21 protein-coding genes are annotated in these 23,066 nt (G+C 61.2%); 14 read left to right on the top strand and 7 right to left on the bottom strand.

Features of this window, described 5'->3' with window-relative positions:
- Positions 1–4: 4 nt before the first annotated feature.
- Positions 5–1,228, bottom strand: a complete 1,224-nt coding sequence (gene tgt, locus AC1RMF_RS20590) for a tRNA guanosine(34) transglycosylase Tgt (RefSeq protein WP_493143959.1) — start codon at positions 1,226–1,228, stop codon at positions 5–7.
- A 20-nt stretch (positions 1,229–1,248) separates the two neighbouring features.
- Positions 1,249–2,331 (bottom strand): tRNA preQ1(34) S-adenosylmethionine ribosyltransferase-isomerase QueA, encoded by a 1,083-nt coding sequence (gene queA / locus AC1RMF_RS20585; protein ID WP_493143957.1) that lies wholly within the window; start codon positions 2,329–2,331, stop codon positions 1,249–1,251.
- 58 nt (positions 2,332–2,389) lie between these two features.
- Here queA and recG point away from each other — a divergent pair, with 58 nt between their 5' ends.
- The 3 genes from recG to ubiA are packed head-to-tail and all read left to right on the top strand — an operon-like array spanning position 2,390 to position 6,366.
- Positions 2,390–4,537 (top strand): ATP-dependent DNA helicase RecG, encoded by a 2,148-nt coding sequence (gene recG / locus AC1RMF_RS20580; protein WP_493143954.1) that lies wholly within the window; start codon positions 2,390–2,392, stop codon positions 4,535–4,537.
- Between the two features lie 21 nt (positions 4,538–4,558).
- Positions 4,559–5,518: a LysR substrate-binding domain-containing protein gene (locus AC1RMF_RS20575; protein ID WP_342619103.1), complete on the top strand. Its 960-nt coding sequence runs from the start codon at positions 4,559–4,561 to the stop codon at positions 5,516–5,518.
- Positions 5,512–6,366, top strand: a complete 855-nt coding sequence (gene ubiA / locus AC1RMF_RS20570; protein WP_493144083.1) for a 4-hydroxybenzoate octaprenyltransferase — start codon at positions 5,512–5,514, stop codon at positions 6,364–6,366. The genes AC1RMF_RS20575 and ubiA overlap by 7 nt, the downstream gene beginning before the upstream one ends.
- 117 nt (positions 6,367–6,483) lie before the next feature.
- Here ubiA and AC1RMF_RS20565 read toward each other — a convergent pair whose 3' ends face one another.
- Positions 6,484–6,783, bottom strand: a complete 300-nt coding sequence (locus tag AC1RMF_RS20565; RefSeq protein ID WP_342619101.1) for a PsiF family protein — start codon at positions 6,781–6,783, stop codon at positions 6,484–6,486.
- A 140-nt stretch (positions 6,784–6,923) separates the two neighbouring features.
- Here AC1RMF_RS20565 and argS point away from each other — a divergent pair, with 140 nt between their 5' ends.
- From argS to AC1RMF_RS20520, 9 genes are all read left to right on the top strand, one after another.
- A complete protein-coding gene (argS, locus tag AC1RMF_RS20560) occupies positions 6,924–8,609 on the top strand; it encodes an arginine--tRNA ligase (protein WP_493143951.1) in 1,686 nt (561 codons plus the stop codon).
- Between the two features lie 23 nt (positions 8,610–8,632).
- Positions 8,633–9,298, top strand: a complete 666-nt coding sequence (locus tag AC1RMF_RS20555) for an SPOR domain-containing protein (RefSeq protein ID WP_493143949.1) — start codon at positions 8,633–8,635, stop codon at positions 9,296–9,298.
- A 71-nt stretch (positions 9,299–9,369) separates the two neighbouring features.
- Entirely contained in the window at positions 9,370–10,023 is a 654-nt protein-coding gene (locus AC1RMF_RS20550) for a thiol:disulfide interchange protein DsbA/DsbL (protein ID WP_342619098.1), read from the top strand.
- 96 nt (positions 10,024–10,119) lie between these two features.
- Positions 10,120–11,049 carry an exopolyphosphatase gene (locus AC1RMF_RS20545; RefSeq protein WP_493143946.1) on the top strand — a complete coding sequence of 310 codons (930 nt, stop codon included), beginning with the start codon at positions 10,120–10,122 and terminating at the stop codon, positions 11,047–11,049.
- A 108-nt stretch (positions 11,050–11,157) separates the two neighbouring features.
- Positions 11,158–11,778, top strand: a complete 621-nt coding sequence (lptA, locus tag AC1RMF_RS20540) for a lipopolysaccharide transport periplasmic protein LptA (protein WP_342619096.1) — start codon at positions 11,158–11,160, stop codon at positions 11,776–11,778.
- Positions 11,748–12,530, top strand: coding sequence for an LPS export ABC transporter ATP-binding protein (gene lptB, locus AC1RMF_RS20535; RefSeq protein ID WP_493144082.1), 783 nt, complete (start codon positions 11,748–11,750; stop codon positions 12,528–12,530). Before lptA ends, lptB begins: the two co-directional genes overlap by 31 nt.
- Positions 12,530–14,125 carry an RNA polymerase factor sigma-54 gene (locus tag AC1RMF_RS20530; RefSeq protein WP_493143945.1) on the top strand — a complete coding sequence of 532 codons (1,596 nt, stop codon included), beginning with the start codon at positions 12,530–12,532 and terminating at the stop codon, positions 14,123–14,125. Before lptB ends, AC1RMF_RS20530 begins: the two co-directional genes overlap by 1 nt.
- The gene (locus tag AC1RMF_RS20525; RefSeq protein ID WP_493143944.1) at positions 14,122–15,393 is read left to right on the top strand and encodes a THUMP domain-containing class I SAM-dependent RNA methyltransferase; all 1,272 of its coding nucleotides are present in this window, start codon (positions 14,122–14,124) and stop codon (positions 15,391–15,393) included. Before AC1RMF_RS20530 ends, AC1RMF_RS20525 begins: the two co-directional genes overlap by 4 nt.
- On the top strand, positions 15,393–15,839 hold the full coding sequence (locus AC1RMF_RS20520; RefSeq protein WP_493143943.1) for a putative toxin-antitoxin system toxin component, PIN family: 447 nt from the start codon (positions 15,393–15,395) through the stop codon (positions 15,837–15,839). The genes AC1RMF_RS20525 and AC1RMF_RS20520 overlap by 1 nt, the downstream gene beginning before the upstream one ends.
- Here the strand turns inward: AC1RMF_RS20520 and AC1RMF_RS20515 are convergent.
- Complete coding sequence (locus tag AC1RMF_RS20515; RefSeq protein ID WP_493143941.1) at positions 15,799–17,448, bottom strand: FMN-binding glutamate synthase family protein; 1,650 nt, start codon at positions 17,446–17,448, stop codon at positions 15,799–15,801. The two genes, AC1RMF_RS20520 and AC1RMF_RS20515, sit on opposite strands and share 41 nt — an antisense overlap.
- Positions 17,449–17,501: 53 nt before the next feature.
- On the opposite strand from AC1RMF_RS20515, the gene AC1RMF_RS20510 reads away from it, so the two are divergent.
- Positions 17,502–18,344: a UPF0149 family protein gene (locus AC1RMF_RS20510; protein WP_493143940.1), complete on the top strand. Its 843-nt coding sequence runs from the start codon at positions 17,502–17,504 to the stop codon at positions 18,342–18,344.
- Between the two features lie 27 nt (positions 18,345–18,371).
- A complete protein-coding gene (locus tag AC1RMF_RS20505; protein ID WP_342619089.1) occupies positions 18,372–18,977 on the top strand; it encodes a thioredoxin fold domain-containing protein in 606 nt (201 codons plus the stop codon).
- A 258-nt stretch (positions 18,978–19,235) separates the two neighbouring features.
- Here the strand turns inward: AC1RMF_RS20505 and AC1RMF_RS20500 are convergent, their stop codons facing one another.
- From AC1RMF_RS20500 to AC1RMF_RS20490, 3 genes are all read right to left on the bottom strand, one after another.
- A complete protein-coding gene (locus AC1RMF_RS20500; RefSeq protein ID WP_493143938.1) occupies positions 19,236–20,762 on the bottom strand; it encodes a porin in 1,527 nt (508 codons plus the stop codon).
- A 340-nt stretch (positions 20,763–21,102) separates the two neighbouring features.
- Positions 21,103–22,431, bottom strand: a complete 1,329-nt coding sequence (locus AC1RMF_RS20495) for a TRAP transporter large permease (RefSeq protein WP_493143936.1) — start codon at positions 22,429–22,431, stop codon at positions 21,103–21,105.
- Positions 22,428–23,060 (bottom strand): TRAP transporter small permease, encoded by a 633-nt coding sequence (locus AC1RMF_RS20490; protein ID WP_493143935.1) that lies wholly within the window; start codon positions 23,058–23,060, stop codon positions 22,428–22,430. Before AC1RMF_RS20490 ends, AC1RMF_RS20495 begins: the two co-directional genes overlap by 4 nt.
- Positions 23,061–23,066 lie beyond the last annotated feature (6 nt).

Raw genomic sequence — 23,066 nt, 5'->3', positions numbered from 1 at the left:
CGGCTCAGACGCCGCGGGCGCGGTCCGAATGGAACTGCGCCACATAGGCGCCAAAGCGCCCCGCATCCAGCGCATCGCGGATTTCCTGCATCAGGTTCAGGTAGTAGTGCAGGTTGTGGATGCTGGCCAGCATGGGGCCCAGCATTTCGCCGCAGCGGTCCAGGTGGTGGAGGTAAGCACGGCTGAAGCCGGCCCGCCCGCCGTTGGCCCACGATTGCGCACCTTCCGGCGTGGGGCTTCCCGCACAGGCGTAGCAGGTGCAGGTCTCGTCAATCGGCTTGGGGTCGGCCTTGTGGCGGGCATTGCGGATCTTCAGGTCGCCATAGCGGGAGAACAGCGTGCCATTGCGCGCATTGCGGGTGGGCATGACGCAGTCGAACATGTCGATGCCGTTCTGCACGCCAGCAATCAGGTCTTCGGGCGTACCCACACCCATCAGGTAATGCGGCTTGTGCGTGGGCAGCTTGGGGCCAATGTGCTTCAAGACCCGCATCATGTCTTCCTTGGGCTCGCCCACGGAGAGGCCGCCCACGGCAATGCCGGGGAAGTCCAGCGCTTCCAGGCCGGCCAGTGACTCGTCGCGCAAATGGGTGTGCATGCCGCCCTGCACGATGCCGAACAGCGCATTCGGGTTGGCCAGGCGGGCGAACTCCTCCTTGCAGCGCGCAGCCCAGCGCAGGCTGAGCTCCATGGAGCTGCGCGCCTCGCGCTCGGTCGTCACCTGGCCCTTGGTCTTGGGCTCCACCGAAAGGTAGGGCGTGCACTCGTCAAACTGCATGACGATGTCGCTGTTGAGAATGGTCTGGATCTGCATGCTGATCTCGGGCGTGAGAAACAGCTTGTCGCCGTTCACGGGGGACGCGAACTTCACGCCTTCCTCGGAAATCTTGCGCATCTCGCCCAGGCTCCAGACCTGGAAGCCGCCGGAGTCGGTGAGGATGGGCTTGTCCCATTTCTCGAACGCGTGCAGGCCGCCGAACTGTTTGACCACATCCAGCCCGGGGCGCATCCACAGGTGGAAGGTGTTTCCCAGGATGATCTGGGCATTCATGTCGTGCAGGCTTTGCGGCGTCACGCCCTTGACCGTGCCATAGGTGCCCACCGGCATGAAGATGGGCGTCTGCACCACGCCGTGGTTGAGCGTGAGCTTGCCACGGCGGGCATGGCTGCCCAGGTAGGAGCCGTCGGCAGTGGCGGGGTCGGTCTTGAGGAGGTCGAATTTCAGCATGGTGTGTCGGATACAGATGTTCAGGATTGTCGCGCCAGCAGCATGGCGTCGCCATAGCTGAAGAACCGGTACTGCCCAGCAATGGCATGCCGGTACAGCGCCATGATGTGCTCGTAACCGGCAAAGGCGCTTACCAGCATCATCAGGCTGGACTTGGGCAGGTGGAAGTTGGTCAGCAGCAGGTCCACGTGGGTGAAGGTGAAGCCGGGCGTGATGAAGATGGTGGTGTCGCCACTGGCCTGGCCGCTCTGGGCCCAGCTTTCCAGCGTGCGCACGGTGGTGGTTCCCACGGCGACCACGCGTCCGCCGCGGGCCTTGCATGCGGCAATGGCCTGTTGGGTGGCATCGGGTACCTGGTACCACTCGCTGTGCATATGGTGTTCGGCCAGGTTCTCCGTTTTAACCGGCTGGAAGGTGCCTGCGCCCACATGCAGCGTGACGTGCGCGCGCTGCACGCCCATGGCGTCCAGTGCCGCGAGCACAGCTTCGTCAAAGTGCAGCGCGGCCGTGGGGGCGGCCACGGCACCGGGGTTCTTGGCGAACACGGTCTGGTAGCGCTGCGCGTCTTCGGCCGAATCGCTGTGGGTGATGTACGGGGGCAGCGGCACATGGCCGTGGCGTTCCATCAGGGTGTACGGGTCATCGCCCTGGTCGTTGGACAGCACGAAGCGGAACAACTGGCCGTCAGCATCCGGCCAGCGGCCCAGCAAGGTGGCGCACAGGCCATCCTCCTGGCCGGGAGCGCACAGCAGCTTGAGCGTGGTGCCCACTTCGGGCTTCTTGCTCACGCGCATGTGGGCGGCCACCTGGTTGCCGCCTAGCACACGTTCCACCAGCAACTCCACCTTGCCGCCGGTCGGCTTCTCACCGAACAGGCGGGCATGCAGCACCTTGGTGTCGTTGAACACCAGCAAGTCGCCGGCGCGCAGCATGCCGGGTAGCTCGCGGAAGATGCGGTCCACCGGCTGGGCAGCGCGACCATCGAGCAGGCGCGAGGCGCTGCGTTCGGGGGCGGGGTGCTGGGCGATCAGGTTTTCGGGGAGAGCGAAATCGAAGTCGCTCAGGGTGAAGGTGCGCTCAGAGGCGCCAGAGGCAAGGGACATGATGCTTGAGGGTCGAACAAACCCGTACCAAGGAGTAAAGACAGGGCAGAATTGTCCCATGCCGGAGTCCACCCTTTCCATCACCCTGATCGAGCCGCCCAAAGCGGCCGGCAAGGCTGCGGCCAAAACGGCGCCGCAGGCGCCCAAGAGCGCCATGCAAAAGGGGCTGGAAAAGCTGGGGCTCAAGCGCGACATCGATCTGGCGCTGCACCTGCCGCTGCGCTATGAGGACGAGACCCGTATTACCCGCCTGCGTGACGCGCGCGAAGGCGACACCATCCAGATCGAGGCGGTGGTGACCGACTGTGAAGTCGCCCACCGCCCGCGCCGCCAACTGCTGGTCAAGGTGGATGACGGGTCGGACGTGTGCACGCTGCGCTTCTTCAACTTCTATCCCAACCACCAGAAGACCTTGGCCGTGGGCAACCGCATCCGCGTGCGGGGTGAGGTGCGCGGCGGCTTTCTGGGCTGGACCATGCTGCATCCCAGCTTCAAGTCTGCCGTGGGCGACCTGCCGACGGCGCTCACCCCCATCTATCCCACGGTGGCAGGCATGCCGCAGGCCTATCTGCGCAAGGCGGTGCTGGGCGGGCTGGCGCGGGCGGAGCTGTCCGACACCTTTGCACCTGGTGACCTGAGCCGCCTCAACACCCATGCCCTGTGGACGCTGCGCCAGGCGTTGCAGTTCTTGCACCATCCCACGCCCGATGTGTCGCTGGAAACCTTGCAGGACCACAGTCACCCGGCCTGGCAGCGCCTCAAGGCGGAAGAGCTGCTGGCGCAGCAGCTCTCACAGCTGCAATCGCGTCGCGCCCGCGCTGCCTTGCGCGCACCGCAGTTGCAGGGCAAGGTGGGTGATACCTTGCACGCACACCTGCTGGCTGCACTGCCGTTTGCGCTGACCAAGGCGCAGCAGCGGGTAGGCTTTGAAATTGCGAAGGACATGGCACACCACCAGCCCATGCACCGCCTGCTGCAGGGCGACGTGGGCGCCGGCAAGACCGTGGTCGCCGCGCTGGCCGCCACCATCTGCATGGATGCGGGATGGCAGTGCGCGCTGATGGCGCCTACCGAGATCCTGGCCGAGCAACACTTCCGCAAGCTGGTGGCCTGGCTGGAGCCGCTGGGCGTCACCACCGCCTGGCTCACCGGCACGCAAAAGACCAAGGCCCGGCGTGAGGCATTGGCCCAGATCGAAAGCGGCGAAGCCAAGCTGGTGGTGGGAACCCACGCGGTGATCCAGGACAAGGTGCGGTTCAAGAACCTGGCGCTGGCCATCATCGACGAGCAGCATCGCTTTGGCGTCGCCCAACGCCTGGCACTGCGCAGCAAGCTGCAGCACGACGCCATGGAGCCGCACCTGCTGATGATGACGGCCACCCCCATTCCGCGCACGCTGGCCATGAGCTACTACGCCGATCTGGACGTGTCCACACTGGATGAGCTGCCGCCCGGACGCACACCCATCATCACCAAGGTGGTGAATGAAGCGCGGCGCGACGAGGTGGTGCAGCGCATTCGGGCGCAGATTGCGCAGGGGCGGCAGATCTACTGGGTGTGCCCGCTGATTGAAGAAAGCGAGGCGCTGGACCTGACCAATGCGACCCAGACCCATGCCGAACTCAGCATTGCTTTGCAGAACGCAGGGACGGACGGCAACCCGGTGATCGTGGGCTTGCTGCATTCGCGCATGCCGGTGGAAGAGAAGAAGGCGGTGATGGCGGCCTTTGTGGCGGGGCAGATGGCAGTGCTGGTCAGCACCACTGTGATCGAGGTGGGCGTGGACGTGCCCAATGCCTCGCTGATGGTGGTGGAGCATGCCGAGCGCTTTGGCTTGTCGCAGCTGCACCAGCTGCGGGGGCGGGTCGGGCGCGGTGCCGCAGCCTCGGCCTGCGTGCTGCTGTATTCCACGGGTGATGGGCCGCGTCTGGGTGAGGCCGCGCGGGAGCGGCTGCGCGCCATGGCCGAAACCAACGATGGCTTCGAGATCGCCCGGCGCGACCTGGAAATCCGTGGCCCGGGCGAATTCCTGGGCGCGCGCCAGAGCGGGGATGCCATGCTGCGCTTTGCCGACCTGGCCACCGATACGGCGCTGCTTGAGTGGGCCCGCCAGGAAGCCCCCATGATGCTGGACCACCATCCGCATCTGGCCGAAAAACACGTACAGCGTTGGCTGGGTACTAAGGCGGAATTCCTCAAGGCCTGAGCGGCGGAGCACAATAGCGCCATGACACTGACCGAACTCAAATACATTGTGGCCGTGGCCCGCGAGCGCCACTTCGGCAAGGCGGCGGACGCATGCTTTGTGTCGCAGCCCACACTGTCGGTCGCCGTGAAAAAGCTGGAAGAAGAGCTGGACGTCAAGCTGTTCGAGCGCAGCGCCAACGAAGTCACGGTGACGGCCCTGGGCGAAGAGATCGTGCGCCAGGCGCAAAGCGTGCTGGAGCAGGCCGCCAACATCAAGGACATTGCCAAGCGCGGCAAGGACCCGCTGGCCGGCTCGCTGGCACTGGGCGTGATCTACACCATCGCACCTTATTTGCTGCCGGACCTGGTGCGCCAGGTGATTACCCGCTCCCCCCAGATGCCGCTGATGCTGCAAGAGAACTTCACCGTCAAGCTGCTGGAGATGCTGCGCACCGGCGAGATCGATTGCGCCATCCTGGCCGAACCTTTTCCCGACACTGGGCTGGCGACTGCCCCGCTCTATGACGAGCCGTTCTACGCAGCCGTGCCCATGAACCACCCGCTGGCAACCAAGCAAAGCGTGTCGGCACAGGAGCTCAAGAGCGAGACCATGCTGCTATTGGGCAATGGCCATTGCTTTCGCGACCACGTGCTGGAGGTATGCCCGGAGTTTGCCCGCTTCTCCAGCGACGCCGAAGGCATACGCAAGAGTTTCGAGGGTTCCAGCCTGGAAACCATCAAGCACATGGTGGCAGCCGGCATGGGCATCACACTGGTGCCGCGCCTGAGCGTACCGCGCGAGGCACTGGAATCCAAGAAGCGCCGCCATGAAGACGCCTTTGTAAAGTACCTCCCTGTCACCGATGACAAAGGCGGCCCGCCGCCCACACGACGCGTGGTGCTGGCGTGGCGGCGCAGTTTTACCCGTTATGAAGCCATTGCAGAGTTGCGCAACGCAATCTATGCCTGTGAATTGCCAGGAGTGACCCGTCTATCGTGAGTGCGCGTTTTGCCTTGTATCTGGATCTGATCCGTTGGAACCGGCCCGCCGGCTGGCTTTTGTTGCTCTGGCCCTCTTTGTCCGCTCTCTGGATTGCCGCCGGTGGTTTTCCCGGCTGGCATCTGACCGCAGTGTTTGTGCTGGGCACCATCCTGATGCGCAGTGCGGGCTGTTGTGTCAACGATGTAGCCGATCGCAACTTTGACCGCCATGTCAAACGCACGGCGAACAGACCCGTGACCAGCGGCAAGGTCTCCGTACCGGAGGCGCTGACGGTGGGTGCCGTGCTGGCGTTGCTGGCCTTCGGGTTGGTGCTCACTACCAATACAACCACAGTGGCCTGGTCGTTTGCTGCAATGGCGGTAACGTTGATATACCCCTATGCCAAGCGCTATGTCTCGATGCCGCAAGCAGTGCTGGGTATTGCCTTCAGCTTTGGCATTCCCATGGCCTTTGCCGCGGTGCAGTCGCAAGTGCCTTTGCTGGCCTGGGTGCTGCTCGTTGGCAACTTGTTCTGGGTATTGGCATATGACACCGAGTACGCCATGGTGGACCGCGATGACGACCTGCGCATCGGCATGAAGACATCGGCCATTACTTTGGGGCGTTGGGATGTGGTTGCGGTGCTGTCCTTTTATCTGGTGCAGCTGGCCATCTGGTCCTGGGCGATTGTTCCGCAACCGCGTGCCTGGGCCTGGTGGCTCGGGGTGTTGGTCGTGCTGGCGCAGGTGGTGTGGCACGGCGCGCTGATCAAGGACCGTACCCGGGAAGGCTGCTTCAAGGCATTCCGCGCCAACCATTGGGTGGGATTCACATTGTTTGCCGCCATTGCGCTGGGGTTTGCCTGAGGCTGGCGGGTCATTTACCGCACAAAAAGCAAAAGGCCCGAACTGTTACAGGTTCGGGCCTTTTGCTTGAGGCCCCGGTAGGGGCTCCATCGCCGCTTGCGACGGCGCAACGCAGAATTACTTGGCGCTAAGGCACTCTTTCATGAAGGCCTTGCGCTCGTCGCCTTTGAGCGCCTTGGTCTTGGCGTCGGCGTTGCAAGTCTTCATCTTGTCTTGCTGGGTGGCTGGCTTGGCAGGTTCTTCTTTCTTGGCGCTTAGGCACTCTTTCATGAATGCTTTGCGCTCGTCACCCTTGAGTTCTTTTGCCTTGGGGTCTGCATTGCAGGTCTTCATCTTGTTTTGCTGATCGGACGCTGCATGGGCTACGCCCACGGTCAATGCCATACCCAAAGCCAGGAGAGTCAAAATTTTCTTCATCGTTGTTCCTCAAAAAGGTTGGGCAGGAGGCCTGCCAATACGTCGGAATCCGGGGGGATTCCAGCACATAACGTAGGGTTTTGCAAACCCGTTGACCAGCAAAACACGGATAAAAAGCCCCCCGCTTAAAATCAGCGGCTATGTTGTCTGTAAAAAACGAACTCTTGCTGGCGCTTTCCGCCTGTCTTGAAAACCTCTCTGCTGGCGCTGGTGCCAAAGCAGCCTTTGAATCCCCCAAAGTGGCGGCCCATGGCGACTTTGCCACCACGGCGGCCATGCAACTGGCCAAACCGCTCAAGCGCAATCCGCGCCAACTGGCCGAAGACCTGTGTGCTGCACTGCGCGCCCAACCGGCTTTTGAGCGCTGGGTGGATGCGGTGGAGATCGCCGGGCCGGGCTTTATCAATATCCGCCTCAAGCCTGCTGCCAAGCAGGAAGTAGTGCGCGAGGTACTGGGCCAAGGCCAGCAGTTTGGCAAGCAGTCGTCCAACGGCCAGCGCATGCTGGTGGAGTTTGTGTCGGCCAACCCCACGGGGCCGTTGCACGTGGGCCATGGCCGTCAGGCCGCGCTGGGCGATGCCATCTGCAATCTGTTCGAGACGCAGGGCTGGGACGTGTACCGCGAGTTCTATTACAACGACGCCGGCGTGCAGATCAACACCCTGGCCGCCAGCACCCATTTGCGTGCGCAGGGATTCAAACCCGGTGACGCCGAGTGGCCCTGCGGGGAGAATGCCGCCGCCTACAACGGTGACTACATTGCCGATATTGCGGCTGACTTTCTGGCGGGCAAGACCGTCCAGTCGGACGACCGTAGCTTTACCGCCAGCGGCGATGTGAACGATGTGGACGGCATGCGCCAGTTTGCCGTGGCCTATCTGCGCCACGAGCAGGATCTGGATTTGCAGGCCTTTGCGGTCCGCTTTGACAACTACTACCTGGAAAGCAGCCTCTACACCAGCGGCCGTGTGGACGCCGCCGTGAAGAAGCTGCAGGAAGCCGGCAAGACCTACGAGAAGGACGGCGCGCTCTGGCTCAAGTCCACCGACTATGGTGACGACAAGGACCGGGTTATGCGCAAGCAGGACGGCAGTTACACCTACTTTGTGCCGGATGTGGCCTACCACATCGCCAAGTGGGAGCGCGGCTTTACCAAGGTCGTCAATATCCAGGGCACCGACCACCACGGCACCATTGCCCGCGTGCGCGCCGGTCTGCAGGCCGCCAATGTGGGCATTCCCCAGGGCTACCCGGACTATGTCTTGCACACCATGGTGCGCGTGGTACGCGGTGGCGAAGAGGTCAAGATCTCCAAGCGCGCCGGCAGCTATGTGACCCTGCGTGACCTGATTGAATGGACCAGCAAGGATGCGGTGCGCTTCTTCCTGCTCAGCCGCAAGCCGGACACCGAGTACACCTTTGACGTGGACCTCGCGGTACAGAAGAACAACGACAACCCGGTCTACTACGTGCAGTACGCCCACGCCCGCATCTGCTCGGTGTTGACGGCCTGGGGTGGTGATGTAGCCAGCCTGGCGCAGGTGGATTTGTCGGCTCTTACCAGTCCGCAGGCCCAGGCCCTGATGCTGTTGCTGGCCAAGTACCCCGAGATGCTCACCGCTGCGGCTGTGGACTTTGCGCCGCACGACGTCACGTTCTATCTGCGTGAGCTCGCCGCGTGCTACCACAGCTATTACGATGCCGAGCGCATCCTGGTGGATGACGAGGCCGTCAAGCTGGCGCGCCTGGCGCTCGTGGCCGCTACCGCACAGGTGTTGCACAATGGGCTGGCTGTGCTGGGCGTGAGTGCTCCACAGAAGATGTAATTTCTTTCAAGAGACCAAAAGGCATGAAGCAACAGCGCGGCGGAACCATTCTGGGTTTCATTATTGGTGTGGTGGTGGGCTTGGCCGTGGCACTGGCAGTGGCGGTGTACGTCACCAAGGTGCCCGTTCCCTTCATGAACAAGGGCCAGACCCGCAGTGCCGACCAGGACGCGGAAGAGGCCAAGAAGAACAAGGACTGGGACCCCAACGCGCCCCTGTATGGCAAGAACCCAGTCAAGCCGCCGCAGCCCGCGGCTTCAGGCCCCGTCACGCCGGCGGCTCCGGTCGCCAGTGCCCCTGCAGCACCGACCAAACCCGAAGCCAAGGCGCCGGATGCCAAAGCCAGCGATGCCAAGGCCGCAGATGCCAAGAAGCCCGAAGCCAAGGCCGCGGCTTCAGCAGACCCGATCGGTGAATTGGCCAAGGCCAAGACTGCGGCAGCGGATGCCGAGCCCTTTGTTTATTGGGTGCAGGTGGGCGCCTACCGCACGGCAGAAGATGCAGAGAGCCAGCGCGCCAAGCTGTCGCTCAGCGGCATCGAAACCAAGATATCGGAGCGTGAGCAGTCCGGGCGCACGGTGTACCGCGTGCGGGTGGGGCCTTTCGATAAGAAGGAGGATGGCGAGAAGACCAAGGAAAAGCTGGACAAGGCTGGTCTGGATACCGCCCTGGTCCGGGTGCAGCGTTAACGCTTCTTTACCTGGGTGAGATAACCTTTGTCTGATGGACAGACCATAGATTCGAACAAGACTGGAGTGATATGAAACGTCGTGATTTTTCCCTGCTGGCCGGCGGTGCTGCCGTGGCTTCAACCACCTTGTGGAGTGCTGCGGCCCATGCCGATGCTGCCAAGCCCGAGGCTGGGACGGACTACCTGGTGGTGGACCCGCGCGCACCGGTAGAGGCGCCTGCAGGCAAGATAGAAGTGGTGGAATTCTTCTGGTACAGCTGCCCGCACTGCAACGCGTTCGAGCCCATGCTGGAAGGCTGGATCAAGCAGCTGCCAAAGGACGTAGCCTTCCGCCGCGTGCCCGTTGCCTTCCGCGATGACTTCGTGCCGCAGCAGCGTCTGTTCTACGCCCTGGACGCCATGGGCCTGGTGGACAAGCTGCACGCCAAGGTCTTTGCTGCCATCCACGTGGAAAAGCAGGATTTATCCAAGGCGCCCGCCATTCTGGCGTGGGTGGGCAAGCAGGGCGTGGACGTTGCAAAGTTCACCGAACAATTCAACTCCTTCAGCGTTGCCGCCAAGGCAAGCAAGGGAACGCAATTGCAGAACAGCTACAAGGTCGAAGGCGTGCCCGCTCTGGGTGTGGCCGGCCGTTTTTACGTGGACGGTTCTCTGGCCAAGGGCATGGACAAGGCTATCAAGGTCGTTGAAGCCCTGGCTGCGACAGTGCGCAGCGGCAAATAGGAAAACCCTGAGGCCGGGTCCACGGTTGCGGGTGACAAGTGACGTATCCCCGAACTAGAATGATTGCAATATCAATCACTCAGCGGGGCATACGCCATGTCGGATTCCAAGTTCAGGCTTATTACAAGAAGTGACTTTGACGGCCTGGTATGCGCCGTCTTGCTCAAAGAGCTGAACCTGATTGATGACATCAAGTTCGTCCATCCCAAGGATATGCAGGATGGCAAGATCGAGGTCACCAGCCGCGATATCACCACCAATCTCCCCTACGTCCCGGGGGTGCACCTGTCGTTTGACCACCATGCGTCAGAGACCTTGCGCAACGATGTTGCCGCCAACCATGTGATCCACCCGGATGCGCCATCGGCTGCGCGGGTGGTGTTTGAACATTACGGTGGCACCGCCCAGTTTGGCGCGCGCTTCAATGAAATGATGGAGGCCGTCGACAAGGGTGACTCCGCCCAGTTCAGTGTTGATGAAATCCTCAACCCTACTGGCTGGGTGCTGCTGAATTACCTGATGGATTCGCGTACCGGCTTGGGCCGATTCCGCGAGTTCCGGGTCAGCAACTACCAGCTGATGATGGATCTGATCGACTACTGCCGCACCCATGGCATTGACGACATACTGAAGCTGCCCGACGTGATGGAGCGGGTGGAGTTGTATTTCGAGCATGCCCAGAAGGCCAAAGCCCAGCTGCAGCTGTGTTCCACGGTCCACAACAACGTGGTGGTGTTGGACCTGCGCCACGAAGACACCATCTACGCGGTGAACCGCTTCATGGTGTATGCGTTGTTTCCCCAGACCAATGTGTCCATCCATGTGATGTGGGGCGTGCAAAAGCAAAACACCGTCTGCGCGGTGGGCAAATCCATCACCAACCGGACCTCGCGCATCAATATCGGTGCCTTGATGCTGGTGTACGGTGGGGGTGGCCATGAAAATGCTGGAACCTGCCAAGTGCCCAATGAGCGGGCCGATACCGTGGTCAAAGAGCTGGTTTCCCGCATCAACACCGTAGGTTGAACTTCTGCGGGTAATCCCGCACACACGATTCAATTTTCGTCAAGGCATAAAACATGCCATGCGCTCGCTACAATGGCCGTGCGCACTGTGTGCAAGTTTCGTGCCTTTATGAAAAAACACATTCTTTTCTCGTTGGTGATTGCTACGCTGCTGTTTGCAGCCGGTGGCGTGCGCGCCGAAAAAGCCGACCAGAAAAAGCCCATGAACATCGAGGCCGACGCGCTACGCTATGACGACCTCAAGCAGGTCAGCGTATTCACCGGCAAGGTGGTGCTGACCAAGGGAACCATCGTGATCCGCGCAGATCGGCTGGATGTGCGCCAGGATCCTGACGGATATCAATTTGGCGTTGCCACCGGTTCCGCAGACAAGCTGGCCTTCTACCGGCAGAAGCGCGAAGCACTGGACGAGTTCATCGAGGGGGAGGGCGAAACCATCACCTATGACGGCAAGGCCGATACCGTGACCTTCACCGGCAAAGCGCAGTTGCGCCGACTGCGTGGCGCCACGTTGGCCGATGAAATCACCGGCGGTGTCATCGTTTATGAAAATCTCACCGACCTGTTCACGGTCGATGGTGCCGCCAACACCAAGGGACCGACTGGCGCCCTGGGAACCGGTCGCGTGCGGGTCATGCTGACCCCCAAGCCCGAAGCCAGTGCTCCGGCGCCTGCCGCAACCCCGTTGCCGCTCAAACCATCCGCGACCCTGGGGGGGGCCGCCAAGTGAGTGGTTTTGCTGCGGGGAACTTGACGGCGCAACATCTGCAAAAGTCCTATGGCAAGCGCCAAGTGGTCAAGGACGTGTCCCTGACCGTGCGTACGGGCGAAGTGGTGGGCCTGCTGGGCCCCAACGGCGCTGGCAAGACCACCTCGTTCTACATCATCGTGGGGTTGCTGCGCGCCAGCGGGGGTGACATCTCCATCGATGGCAATTCGATCGAGTCCATGCCCATACACCGGCGCGCGCGTCTGGGGCTGGGCTACCTGCCGCAGGAAGCCTCGATTTTTCGCAAGCTCAACGTGGAAGACAACGTGCGCGCTGTGCTGGAACTGCAGCGCGACGAAGACGGCACTCCATTGCGCAGCGCGGAGATCGAGAAGCGGCTGACCAATCTGCTGCAGGAATTGCGGGTCGAGCACTTGCGCGAGTCTCCGGCGCTGGCCTTGTCGGGCGGTGAGCGGCGGCGCGTGGAAATTGCCCGCGCGTTGGCTACCGGGCCGCGTTTCATCCTGCTGGACGAGCCGTTTGCCGGCATCGACCCGATTGCGGTGATCGAGATCCAGCGCATCATCAACTTCCTCAAGGCGCGCGGCATCGGGGTGCTCATCACCGACCACAATGTGCGCGAGACCCTGGGCATTTGCGACCACGCCTACATCATCAGTGATGGCCGCGTGCTGGCCGAAGGCACGCCTTCGGAAATTGTCGACAACCCCGAGGTACGCCGCGTGTACCTTGGCGAAAACTTCAAGATGTAATGAAGCAAGGTCTCTCATTACGCGTCTCCCAGCATCTGGCGCTTACTCCCCAGTTGCAGCAGTCGATCCGTCTGCTGCAGCTCTCCACGCTCGAACTGAGCCAGGAAGTGGAGCAGATGCTGGACGAGAACCCTTTTCTGGAACTGGGTGAGGACCATGCCGAGCGGGAAGAGTTCGGCATCGCACAGGCGGATACGCCGGTCAGTGAAGGCGACAAAGATGTGGAGTTTTCCGCCACCATGCCCGACCTGGGCAGCAGCATCGTGGCCTCCACCAGCAGTGATGAAGACAACAGTCCCCTGAGCGGGGACGAAGGCATCGACTGGGAAGGCGACGGCACCACCGAAATGACCCCGGACGACGGCGAGTGGGGCGTCGAGGCCAAGGCCAGTACCAATAACCTCACTGGCGACGAAGACAAGGACGCCACCGAGCTGGCCCGCACGCAGGAGAGCTTGCAGGCCTTCCTGCATCGGCAGACACTGGGTTTGCGCCTGAGCGCCGAAGACGCTGCCGCGCTGCGTTTCCTGATCGAGTCGCTCAACGACGACGGCTATCTGGAAGAGCCGCTCGAGGACCTAGCCCGCACCTTGAACCCGCAGGATGAAGAGCAGTTGTACGACCTAGTGCACCATTTCTCGGTAGCCCTGGGACTGCTGCAAAGCCTGGAGCCGGTTGGCGTCGGTGCCCGCAATTTGAGCGAGTGCCTCAGTCTGCAATTGAAAGCTCTGCTGCGCAATCCGGATCTGGAAGACGAAGAGCGCGAGCAACTGGAAGTGGCCCTGCGCATTTGCCAGCAGCCCATGGAATTGCTGGCGCGCCGTGACATCAAGCGGCTGGTGCAGCTGGGCGTGGGCAGCGATGCCCTGGTGCGCGAGGCCATAGCGCTGATTGCGCGGCTGGAACCCAAGCCGGGGCGGCGCTTTGTCGACGTGGAGCGCAACATCGTGGTGCCCGACGTGCTGGTGGTGCCGGTGACCAACGCCAACAAGGCGGCTGCACCCAAGTTCCGCGTCATGCTCAATCCCGATGTGATGCCGCGCCTCAAGGTGCATGACATCTACGCCAATGTGCTGCGCAACCACCGGGGCGGTAAGGACAGCGCCAGCCACGCCGCTCTACAGCAACGCCTGCAGGAAGCGCGCTGGTTCATCAAGAATATCCAGCAGCGCTTTGACACCATCCTGCGCGTGAGCACGGCGATTGTGGAGCGGCAGAAGAGCTTCTTCACCCATGGCGAATTGGCCATGCGCCCGCTGGTGCTGCGTGAGATCGCCGACGAACTGGGCTTGCACGAGTCCACCATCAGCCGCGTGACCACCGCCAAGTACATGGCAACGCCTTTTGGCACCTTTGAGCTGAAGTACTTCTTCGGCTCCGGCCTGGGCACTGAGTCCGGCGGCAATGCGTCCAGCACCGCGGTGCGTGCACTCATCAAGCAGTTCATCAGCGCCGAAAGTGCCAAGAAGCCGCTGTCAGACAACCAGATATCCGAGATGCTCAAGGAGCAGGGTATTGAATGTGCCCGGCGCACTGTGGCCAAATACCGCGAGGGGCTGAAGATCGCCCCCGCATCCCTGCGCAAGGCGCTATGAACCAACTGCAACTCTTTCTTCCCTGCGCCGCCGGTGTGGAGGATTACCTCGCGCCCGAAATCCTGCGCATCACCGGCCTGCCGCCCGGCTGCATCACCAAGCAGCGTGGTGGTGTGGCCGTGCGCACCTCCTTCACGGACGCCATGCGCCTGAACCTGTATTGCCGCCTAGCACAGCGCGTGCTGGTGCTGGTGTCGTACACCGAATACCGCAACGAGCAGGACTTGTACCGCGCCGCCATGGCGGTGCCGTGGGAGCGCTGGTTCACACCGCGCGAGACCATCAAGATCGAGGTCACCGCCCAGCACAGTCCTTTGACATCGCTGAACTTTGCTGCACTCAAGGTCAAGGATGCCGTCTGCGACCGCTTCCGCGAGACTTCGGGGGGCGTGCGTCCTGATGTCAACACCCAGTGGCCCGATGTGCGCATCTATGCCCACCTCACCACTGACAGCTGCTCGCTCTACATTGACACGTCCGGTGAGCCATTGTTCAAGCGGGGCTGGCGCGAGGACAAGGGCGATGCGCCGTTGAAAGAGACCTTGGCCGCCGCCATGATTGCCGCCAGCGGCTGGGCCGATGGTGACGACGACCTGGCGCCTTTGTACGACCCCTGCTGCGGCAGTGGCACCATTGCCATCGAAGCCGCGCAGATTGCCTGCAATATTGCGGCGGGCTCGTTGCGCCGCTTTGCCTTCGAGAAGTTTGTGCCCTTCCAGCCCAAGGTCTGGCAGGCCATGAAGCAGGAAGCGGCTGACGCCGTGGTCAAGCCCGAGCCCGGCCAGAAAGCTCTGATCTACGGCAGCGATGTGTCGCACCGCATGGTCGACTTCGCGCAGCGCAACGCGGAGCGCGCGGGCGTGGCCGATGTCATCGAGTTCCGTGGTGGTGACGCCCTGCAGCGCATGCCACCCATCGAAGGCGGTGGCGTCATGCTGCTGAACCCACCCTACGGCGAGCGCATCGGCATTGGCGGTGTGGCCGGTGAGGGCGTGCAGGCCCGCTATGGCGCCCGCGAACTGGCCGAGACCGAAGACGGTGTGGCCTTCTTCACCCAATTGGCCAGCCACTGGAAGAAAAACTTCTCCGGCTGGACTGCCTGGATGCTCACGCCAGACCTCAAGCTGCCTGGCAAGATGCGCCTGAAAGAGTCACGCCGCGTGCCGATGTGGAATGGCCCGCTGGAATGCCGACTGTTCAAGTTTGACATGGTGGCCGGACGCATGGCCAAGGACAAAGGTTCAACGGACAAACCGGCGGCCAAGTGATGCGCGTCGTTCTGGACACCAACATCGTTCTGGACCTGTTTGTCTTTGCCGACCCGGCAACTCCGCTGCTGCTGGAGGCTTTGCAGTCCCAGCAGTTGGCCTGGATTGCCACCCAGCCCATGCGCGACGAGCTGGAGCGTGTGCTGGCCTACACGCACATCGTTCCACGCCTGCAGTTTTACCAGCGCACGGCGCAGACCGTTCTGGACCACTTTGACCGGATGGCGCAGATCGTGGAGGTGGCCGTGAAGGCCCGCATGGTGTGCAAGGACGCCGACGATCAGAAGTTCATCGATCTGGCGGTCGCGCACCAAAGCCTGCTGCTGAGCAAGGATAACGCCGTGCTCAGCATGGCCAAACGCCTTCGGCCCTTGGGCGTGCAGACGGCATCCACCCTGGACGCGCTCAGGCTGCAACCAGCTGTGCATCTCCTCCCTGCAACATGAAGCTCTCGGCCGCTGCGCGCGGCCAGGTCATGCGGTAAATCAGAGGCAGCGCCTGCAGGTCACTTTGCAGTAGCGCACGATCGGGCAACTGGGTGAGTATGAGCTGCGCCAGCGAGCGTACCTTCTGGTCGGTGGAGCGGCGCACGATGTGGTGTGCGGTGATCTGGTTGGGATGCTCGATGCCGGCAGCCTGTACCAGCTCCTTGAGCGCATGCAGTGTCTGCTGGTGGAAGTTGTAAACCCGCGTGGCCTTGTCCTCCACCACCAGCGACTTCTGCCGCTGCGGGTCTTGCGTGGCCACGCCGGTGGGGCACATGCCGGTGTGGCAGGTCTGGGCCTGCAGGCAGCCCAGCGCAAACATGAAACCGCGCGCGCTGTTGCACCAGTCGGCTCCCAGCGCCATCAGGCGGGCAATGTCAAAGGCGCTGGTGACCTTGCCTGCCGCGCCCAGTTTGACTTGGTCGCGCAGGCCCACGCCGCGCAGCGTGTTGTGCACCAGCAGCAGGCCTTCCTGCAAGGGTGAGCCCACATGGTCGGTGAATTCCACGGGGGCTGCGCCGGTGCCGCCCTCGGCCCCGTCGACCACGATGAAGTCCGGCGTGATGCCGGTGACCAGCATGGCCTTGACCATGGCAAACCACTCCCACGGATGGCCTATGCACAGCTTGAAGCCAGTGGGCTTGCCGCCCGAGAGCGTGCGCAGTTTTTCGATGAAATGCATCATCTCCACCGGCGTGGAAAAGGCGCTATGTGACGAGGGAGAGATGCAGTCCACGCCCTGCGGTATGCCGCGTGCGGCGGCAATTTCCGCAGTTACCTTGGAGCCGGGCAGCATGCCGCCGTGCCCTGGCTTGGCACCTTGGCTGAGCTTGATCTCTATCATCTTCACCTGTGGTTGCGTGGCGTTGGCGGCGAACTTGTCGGCGTTGAAAGTACCGTCTTCGTTGCGGCAACCGAAGTAGCCCGAGGCAATCTCCCAGATCAAGTCCCCTCCATGCACGCGGTGGTGTGTGGAGATGGACCCTTCGCCGGTGTCATGCGCAAAGTTGCCGCGCTTGGCGCCCGCATTGAGTGACAGGATCGCATTGGCACTGAGCGCACCAAAGCTCATGGCAGAGATGTTGAACACGCTGATGCTATAGGGGTACGGTCGCTGCCCACCCACCATCACGCGAAAGTCGTGCGAATGCAAGGTGGTGGGGGATACCGAATGGTTGATCCATTCATAGCCTTCGGCATGCACGTCCAACTGGGTGCCAAAGGGCCGCTTGTCTACCGCGTCCTTGGCGCGCTGGTACACCAGGGAGCGTTGTGCACGCGAGAAGGGTGCGGCATCGTTGTCACCCTCAAAGAAATACTGACGGATTTCGGGCCGTACCGACTCCAGCATAAAGCGGATGTGGCCGGTGACCGGATAGTTGCGCAGAATGGAGCGCTTGGTCTGGCTCAGGTCATGGATACCCACAATCACCAGTGCGGCAAGCAGGGCCACCACCGTTGCGCCCGAACCGACCACCAGCAGCCAGAGCAGGCTGAACACGAGACCCAGACAGCACAGCGCAAAAACCAGATAGCGCGCGGGAATTATTTTGTTGATGTTGTCAAGCATGCAGGGACTCCTTGGGGGCGACAATAGCAGCCACGACCTGATTTGCACACCCCATGAATACCCATACATCCGGCCAGACACCTGACCTGGCACCCGCGGCCCAAGCAGCCGCCCTCAGCCCTGAAGAGTTCGACGAAATCGACGCCATCCTGGACGACCTGCGCCAACGCTTTGAGGAAACTCCGCAGTGGGAGTTCTGCGAAGGCTTCATGGCCGCGCTGATCGTCAGTCGGCGCGCCATTCCCCTGCAGGAATACCTGCCGGTACTGCTGGACACTGACGGTACTGACGTGGCTGCCAGCGCTGGCGCCGAGGCTGGTGGCGGCACGTTTGCAGACGCAGCGCAGTACGCCCGCTTCATGGAGCTCTGGCAGCGCCGCTGGAGTGAGATTGAGCAAAGTCTGGCGGTGGAAGTGAAAAGCCTGGACGACGAGCGCGCCTACCACCCCGAAGTGATGGACGTGCGCGGCGCCGTGGCCGCTCTGCCCGAGGCCGAGCGTGCCCAAATGGCGGACGAGGCGCTACCGTCCTTCGCCCAGGTGTGGGCCGTCGGTTTCATGTACGCCGTGGAGAACTGGCCAGACGAATGGCAGCCACCGCGCGACAAGGAAGCCCGCAAGTGGCTGGACGACGCGCTGCAGCGCATGGTGGCCCTGACCGAAGACGACACCGACGAACCTACCCTGTCCGTGTTTGATGACGAAGGCGCGCCCACTGTCAGCGTGAACCGGTTTAACGCATTTGCCGATGCGGTGTGGGCGGTGTATGACCTGCGCGAACTATGGCGCAACATCGGGCCGCGCGTGGAGACTGTCCACAAAGAAGCCGAGCCGGGCCGCAATGATCCCTGTTATTGCGGCAGCGGCAAGAAGTACAAGAAATGCCACGGGGCCTGATCCCGATCTACCCTGCGACAATTGGCCATGGCACAGCGTTTCAATCCCTTGTTTCGGGCGCATTTGCGCTATGCGCTGTGCAGCATGGTGGTGGCACTGGCCGCGTGCAATGAAGCCACACCTCCGGCCCCGCCACCGCCTGCCCTGAAGAAGCCCCAGCAGCAGTATGAAGCGCTGAAGGCTTCGGCCAAGGGCATTGCCACCGGGCCCGCCACATCCGACTACACGGTGTATGTGATGTTCGACCCGCAATGCCAACATTGCGCCCGGCTGTGGGAGGAGGCGCAGGCATTGCAGGCAACCGTGCGGTTCGTCTGGGTGCCGGTGACCATCATGGACGTGCGTAGCGCGGCCATCAGCGCCGCGTTGCTGGGTTCAGCCTCCGCGCAGGAAGACCTGCGTCGACAGGAGAAGGCGGTTCTGCAGCGCACCGAAGGCATCAAGGGTATGGACCCGGTGCCGCCCTATCTGGACTCGGTCGTCAAGGCCAATACCGATCTGATCAACCGCTTCCGGGTGCTGGGTGTGCCCTATGTGGTGGCCCGCAACCAGACCACCTCCGAATACGTATCGCACGAAGGCGTGATGTCGCGCGAAATGCTCCAGCGCTTCCTGGGGTTAGGCAGCCGCTGAGGTTTGTCGATAGCGCGGTACATATACTTTCGCCAGCGCGTAGATTGCATTCATTAGCCAGTTTGTATTCACTGTTCGTTTGCGGTGGCAAAAGCTCAGCGGATAGACCGTATACCCGCGGGTGCACAGCAAGCAGTCTCGCGCCCTGATGCGCAACTCTGCCGCTTGAACACCGGTCAAGAAAGTACTGATAAGCGCCACATCTGCTTGTAAAGCGATAGGTCAAATGCGGCGCTTATTTCGTCAAGGGATGCCGTGTCAGAAAATGTATTTCATCCCAACACTCACGCCCTCAACGTGTCCCCCTCCATAACAGTGACCGCTACCATCCAATGCACCAGAAGCATCATGACAATCTGTGGTGACAGCACGACCGCCGGCGCCCAAGTCGTAATGTGCAGCGTCGTGATTGACGGTCAAGGCATAGTCAGCATAGTAGGTCAGGCTCTTATCCACTTGATGTTTCCACGCCAAGGTGTACAGGTCTGCTGCATTGTCAAGATTTGCTGCTGGCCCCGCAGTGTTGTGTACCCCGGGGTCTCCTGGCGTTACGTTGGCGTGCGCCCAGCCGAAATGCAAGCTGTCCTTGTCGCCAATTTCCTGGCTGATCGCAACCCAGGTTCCACTTCGGCTCCGTTCGTTGTAGTACACCAGATCATCAGAGACGCGTCTGTTCATAACCTCATATATGCCACTGACTGTAGTGCGGGTTGAATCAAACTTGTATTGAATACCGATCTTCGCTGCGGTTTCATCACCTATGTCGTTAGCGTCTCCGTTGTCACTTACCCGGTTTACCTGTTGATGCACTTCATACGCAGCAACGGCATACAAGCCGGCGTTGCGATAAGCCAAACTCACGCTGTAGGCGTTGCCGTAAGAGCCGTCTTGGCAGGCTGTCCCTCCGCCGCTGCTAGGCACATTTCCCCCAGTACAGTCCGAGGAACCGGAAGCAATATTGCTGTTATCGGTTGCCCTGTTTTGCCCTGGTGCAGCAAGGGCATTGATCGTGATGCCATTCATATTGGGGGACTCATACCAGATTGCATGATCCAGACGGGTGCCAAATTCAACCCGGTTGTCTCCCCCTGTATTTCCCGTGATCACCGAGTAGTCACCCAGCATTCCGGAGAACGGGTTCATGTTGGCGGTGGATGTCTTATAGGGCGCGTCAGTTTTACCAATTTTCAGTGCCCCCCAATGAGGTGACATCAGTCCAATATAGCTATTGCGCGATGTCAACGCACCTTTCACAACGTCACTGGTATTGCTGTTCGTGTTGGTTGTTCCTGAAGTAGCAGCGACATCTACTTGGGTTTCAAGTTGCCAGACAAATTCAGGCGCTGAATCACCCAAGGCTTGATGCCCTCTGAGTCCAATACTGGAAAGGTTGGTAGAGATAGTCGGCATCCATCCCATATTTCCGACCGGTGTATCGCCATTTCCGGCAACCTTGTTCGATATACCTTTGGTCGTGCTATCAACCGAAAGATCCAGGTTGCCGTATACGGTTACCTCTCCACCGTGCGTCAAAAACGTAACACCTTCGCCAGATTTTCGCTCCAGGTATTCGTGCGCTTTTGCAGGAGCGGCGGATTCACTTGGCTGCTGTGTTTTCGGGGCCAACTGGGACCTGATGCTCTGGATTTCGTTCTGCAATTCGTCTATACGTCGTAGCAAGTCTAGATTGGTCTGTTGCGCAAATGCTGACGCACTGAAGCATGTACCGGACGCGGCTACAACCCATGCAAAATGGTTGAAAGACTTCCTTAATTTGGGGTTCAATTTTGTCTCCTGAATTATTTAAAGGCGGATCGTGCAATGCTGGATTGCGCTCGCATTGGATGCCCTACCTGTCAGTGAGACGCATGACCACGGTCAAGTTTTTAATGTCTTAACAATACTTTGCAATTCGCCCTTGGGGCGAAATGAGTTCCGAATTTTCAGTTTTTACCCACTGGTCGTTTATGGCGGCGATAGATCACGGCCATGGTTGTCGGAATTTTCGAGGCATCAACGATGCGTGCTGGAGAGCAACCAATACACCGGCGCTGAACGCAACTCAAACAAGAAAAAAACCCGCCAGGGCGCGAGGCCGTGGCGGGTTGATGCAAGGGCAGCTTCTTCAGTTGACCATGCCCATCAGGTGCGGGAACCACAAGGTCAGTCCCGGCCAGAAAGTGATCACCAGCAGGAAGCAGATCATGGTCAGCAACCACGGCCACACGGCCACGGTGAGCTCGGTGATCCCCATCTTGGTAATGCCCGACGACACGTAGAGGTTGAGCCCCACCGGTGGGTGGCACAGTCCGACTTCCATGTTCACCGCCATCAGGATGCCGAAGTGCACCGGGTGCACACCCATCTTCACCGCCACCGGGAACAGAATGGGCGCCATGATCAGCACGATCGCAGCGGGGTCCATGAAGTTGCCGGCAGCCAGCAGGATGAAGTTCACCAGCAGCAGGAAGGCAATGAGGCCAAAGCCCTGGCTGGTCATCCACGCGGCCATGGTCTGCGGAATCTGTTCCGAGGTCATCAGGAACGAGAACAGCACGGCGTTGGTCACGATGTACAACAGCATGGAGCTCATGGCCGCCGCGCTCAGCAGTGACTTGGGCACGTCGCGCAGCTTCAGGTCCTTGTAGACGAACACGGAGATGAAGAACGCGTACACCGCAGCCATGGCAGCAGCCTCGGTCGGCGTGAACTTACCGCTGTAGATGCCGCCAATCACTACCACGATGAGCAGCAGGCCCCACATGCTTTCACGGAATGCCTTGTAGCGCTCACCCCAGGTCGCCTTGGGCATGCGGGGGTAGTCGTACTTCTTGGCGCGCCACCAGGTGGTCAGGCCCAGCAAGAAGGACAGGCACAGCCCCGGCACGATACCGGCGATGAACAGCTGCCCCACGGACGCAGAGCCCACTGGCTGGCCGTCCGGGCCCAGCGCATTCATGCCCGCCGTGGCAATGGCGTACATCACTAGGTTGATGGAGGGCGGGAACAGAATGCCCAAAGCGCCCGAGGTGGTGATCACACCGGCACCAAACTGCTTGGGGTAGCCCTGTTTGACCATGGCCGGCAGCATGATGGAGCCCACGGCCACCACGGTAGCTACCGAGGAACCGGAGATGGCTGCAAACAGCGCGCACGCCAGAACCCCCGCCAGACCCATGCCGCCGTACCAGTGGCCGATCATGGAGGTGCAGAAGTTGATCATGCGCTTGGCCACGCCACCGTGCGTCAGGAAGTTACCCGCCAGGATGAAGAACGGAATCGCCATGATCTCGAACTTCTCGATGCCGGTGAACAGCTTGAGCGCCACCGATTCGATGGGCACATCGGTCAGCGTGAACAGGAAAGTCAGAACCGTCAGGCCCAGCGAGATCGAGATCGGCATGCCGGTCAGCATCAAGAGGACCAGCAATGTGAAGATGATGAGCGTGTTCATTTGCGGTCACCTCCGGCCGGTTCGAAGTCGGCGTCTTCAATGGTCGCGTCATCCACACCTGCCACATGGTGTTGGGCATGGGGCACTTCGCCAGTTTTCAGGAAGATCCAGGCCACCTGCAGAAAGCGGAAGCACATCAGGTAGGAACCCAACGGTACGCAGGAATAGGCAATCCATGTGGGAATTTCCAGGTCCGGCGAAGTGGGGCCTTCCGGCACATCGGCCACGTCCCAACCCATGAAGTGGAAGTAGGCGTAGTGGAAGCCGTTTTCCCAGACAAAGCGTGCGCCCAGGGTGCCCACGGTGCCGGTGAATACGGCACCTGCGAGCAGCCCGAACAGCACCAGCCATTTGGCCTTGTCAGCCGAGAGCTTGCGCACCAACACGTCCACGCCCACGTGGGTACCGTTGCGCACGCCATAGGCCGCGCCGAACTTGGCCATCCACACAAACATGTAGATGCACAGCTCCTGTGCCCAGCTCACGTCCATGCGCACGGCGTAGTCCTGTATGACCGGGACGCCGGAGAGAAAGCGGTGCAGCACGGCCATGAAGATGACCAGTGTTGCCGCACCGATGAGGAAGGTGATCAGCCATTCCTCCAGGTGGTTGAGGATCTTGTTGAACATGCCGGA

This window comes from Rhodoferax sp. GW822-FHT04A08 (assembly GCF_058801025.1).
This window is presented reverse-complemented; position numbering and strand designations above follow the sequence as displayed.

Bases quoted from the DNA above. Each gene is read 5' to 3' on its own strand.
- tgt (WP_493143959.1), bottom strand. From the start codon at position 1,228: ATGCTGAAATTCGACCTCCTCAAGACCGACCCCGCCACTGCCGACGGC.
- queA (WP_493143957.1), bottom strand. From the start codon at position 2,331: ATGTCCCTTGCCTCTGGCGCCTCTGAGCGCACCTTCACCCTGAGCGAC.
- recG (WP_493143954.1), top strand. From the start codon at position 2,390: ATGCCGGAGTCCACCCTTTCCATCACCCTGATCGAGCCGCCCAAAGCG.
- AC1RMF_RS20575 (WP_342619103.1), top strand. From the start codon at position 4,559: ATGACACTGACCGAACTCAAATACATTGTGGCCGTGGCCCGCGAGCGC.
- AC1RMF_RS20565 (WP_342619101.1), bottom strand. From the start codon at position 6,783: ATGAAGAAAATTTTGACTCTCCTGGCTTTGGGTATGGCATTGACCGTG.
- argS (WP_493143951.1), top strand. From the start codon at position 6,924: ATGTTGTCTGTAAAAAACGAACTCTTGCTGGCGCTTTCCGCCTGTCTT.
- AC1RMF_RS20555 (WP_493143949.1), top strand. From the start codon at position 8,633: ATGAAGCAACAGCGCGGCGGAACCATTCTGGGTTTCATTATTGGTGTG.
- AC1RMF_RS20550 (WP_342619098.1), top strand. From the start codon at position 9,370: ATGAAACGTCGTGATTTTTCCCTGCTGGCCGGCGGTGCTGCCGTGGCT.
- AC1RMF_RS20545 (WP_493143946.1), top strand. From the start codon at position 10,120: ATGTCGGATTCCAAGTTCAGGCTTATTACAAGAAGTGACTTTGACGGC.
- lptA (WP_342619096.1), top strand. From the start codon at position 11,158: ATGAAAAAACACATTCTTTTCTCGTTGGTGATTGCTACGCTGCTGTTT.
- AC1RMF_RS20530 (WP_493143945.1), top strand. From the start codon at position 12,530: ATGAAGCAAGGTCTCTCATTACGCGTCTCCCAGCATCTGGCGCTTACT.
- AC1RMF_RS20525 (WP_493143944.1), top strand. From the start codon at position 14,122: ATGAACCAACTGCAACTCTTTCTTCCCTGCGCCGCCGGTGTGGAGGAT.
- AC1RMF_RS20520 (WP_493143943.1), top strand. From the start codon at position 15,393: ATGCGCGTCGTTCTGGACACCAACATCGTTCTGGACCTGTTTGTCTTT.
- AC1RMF_RS20515 (WP_493143941.1), bottom strand. From the start codon at position 17,448: ATGCTTGACAACATCAACAAAATAATTCCCGCGCGCTATCTGGTTTTT.
- AC1RMF_RS20510 (WP_493143940.1), top strand. From the start codon at position 17,502: ATGAATACCCATACATCCGGCCAGACACCTGACCTGGCACCCGCGGCC.
- AC1RMF_RS20505 (WP_342619089.1), top strand. From the start codon at position 18,372: ATGGCACAGCGTTTCAATCCCTTGTTTCGGGCGCATTTGCGCTATGCG.
- AC1RMF_RS20495 (WP_493143936.1), bottom strand. From the start codon at position 22,431: ATGAACACGCTCATCATCTTCACATTGCTGGTCCTCTTGATGCTGACC.
- AC1RMF_RS20490 (WP_493143935.1), bottom strand. From the start codon at position 23,060: ATGTTCAACAAGATCCTCAACCACCTGGAGGAATGGCTGATCACCTTC.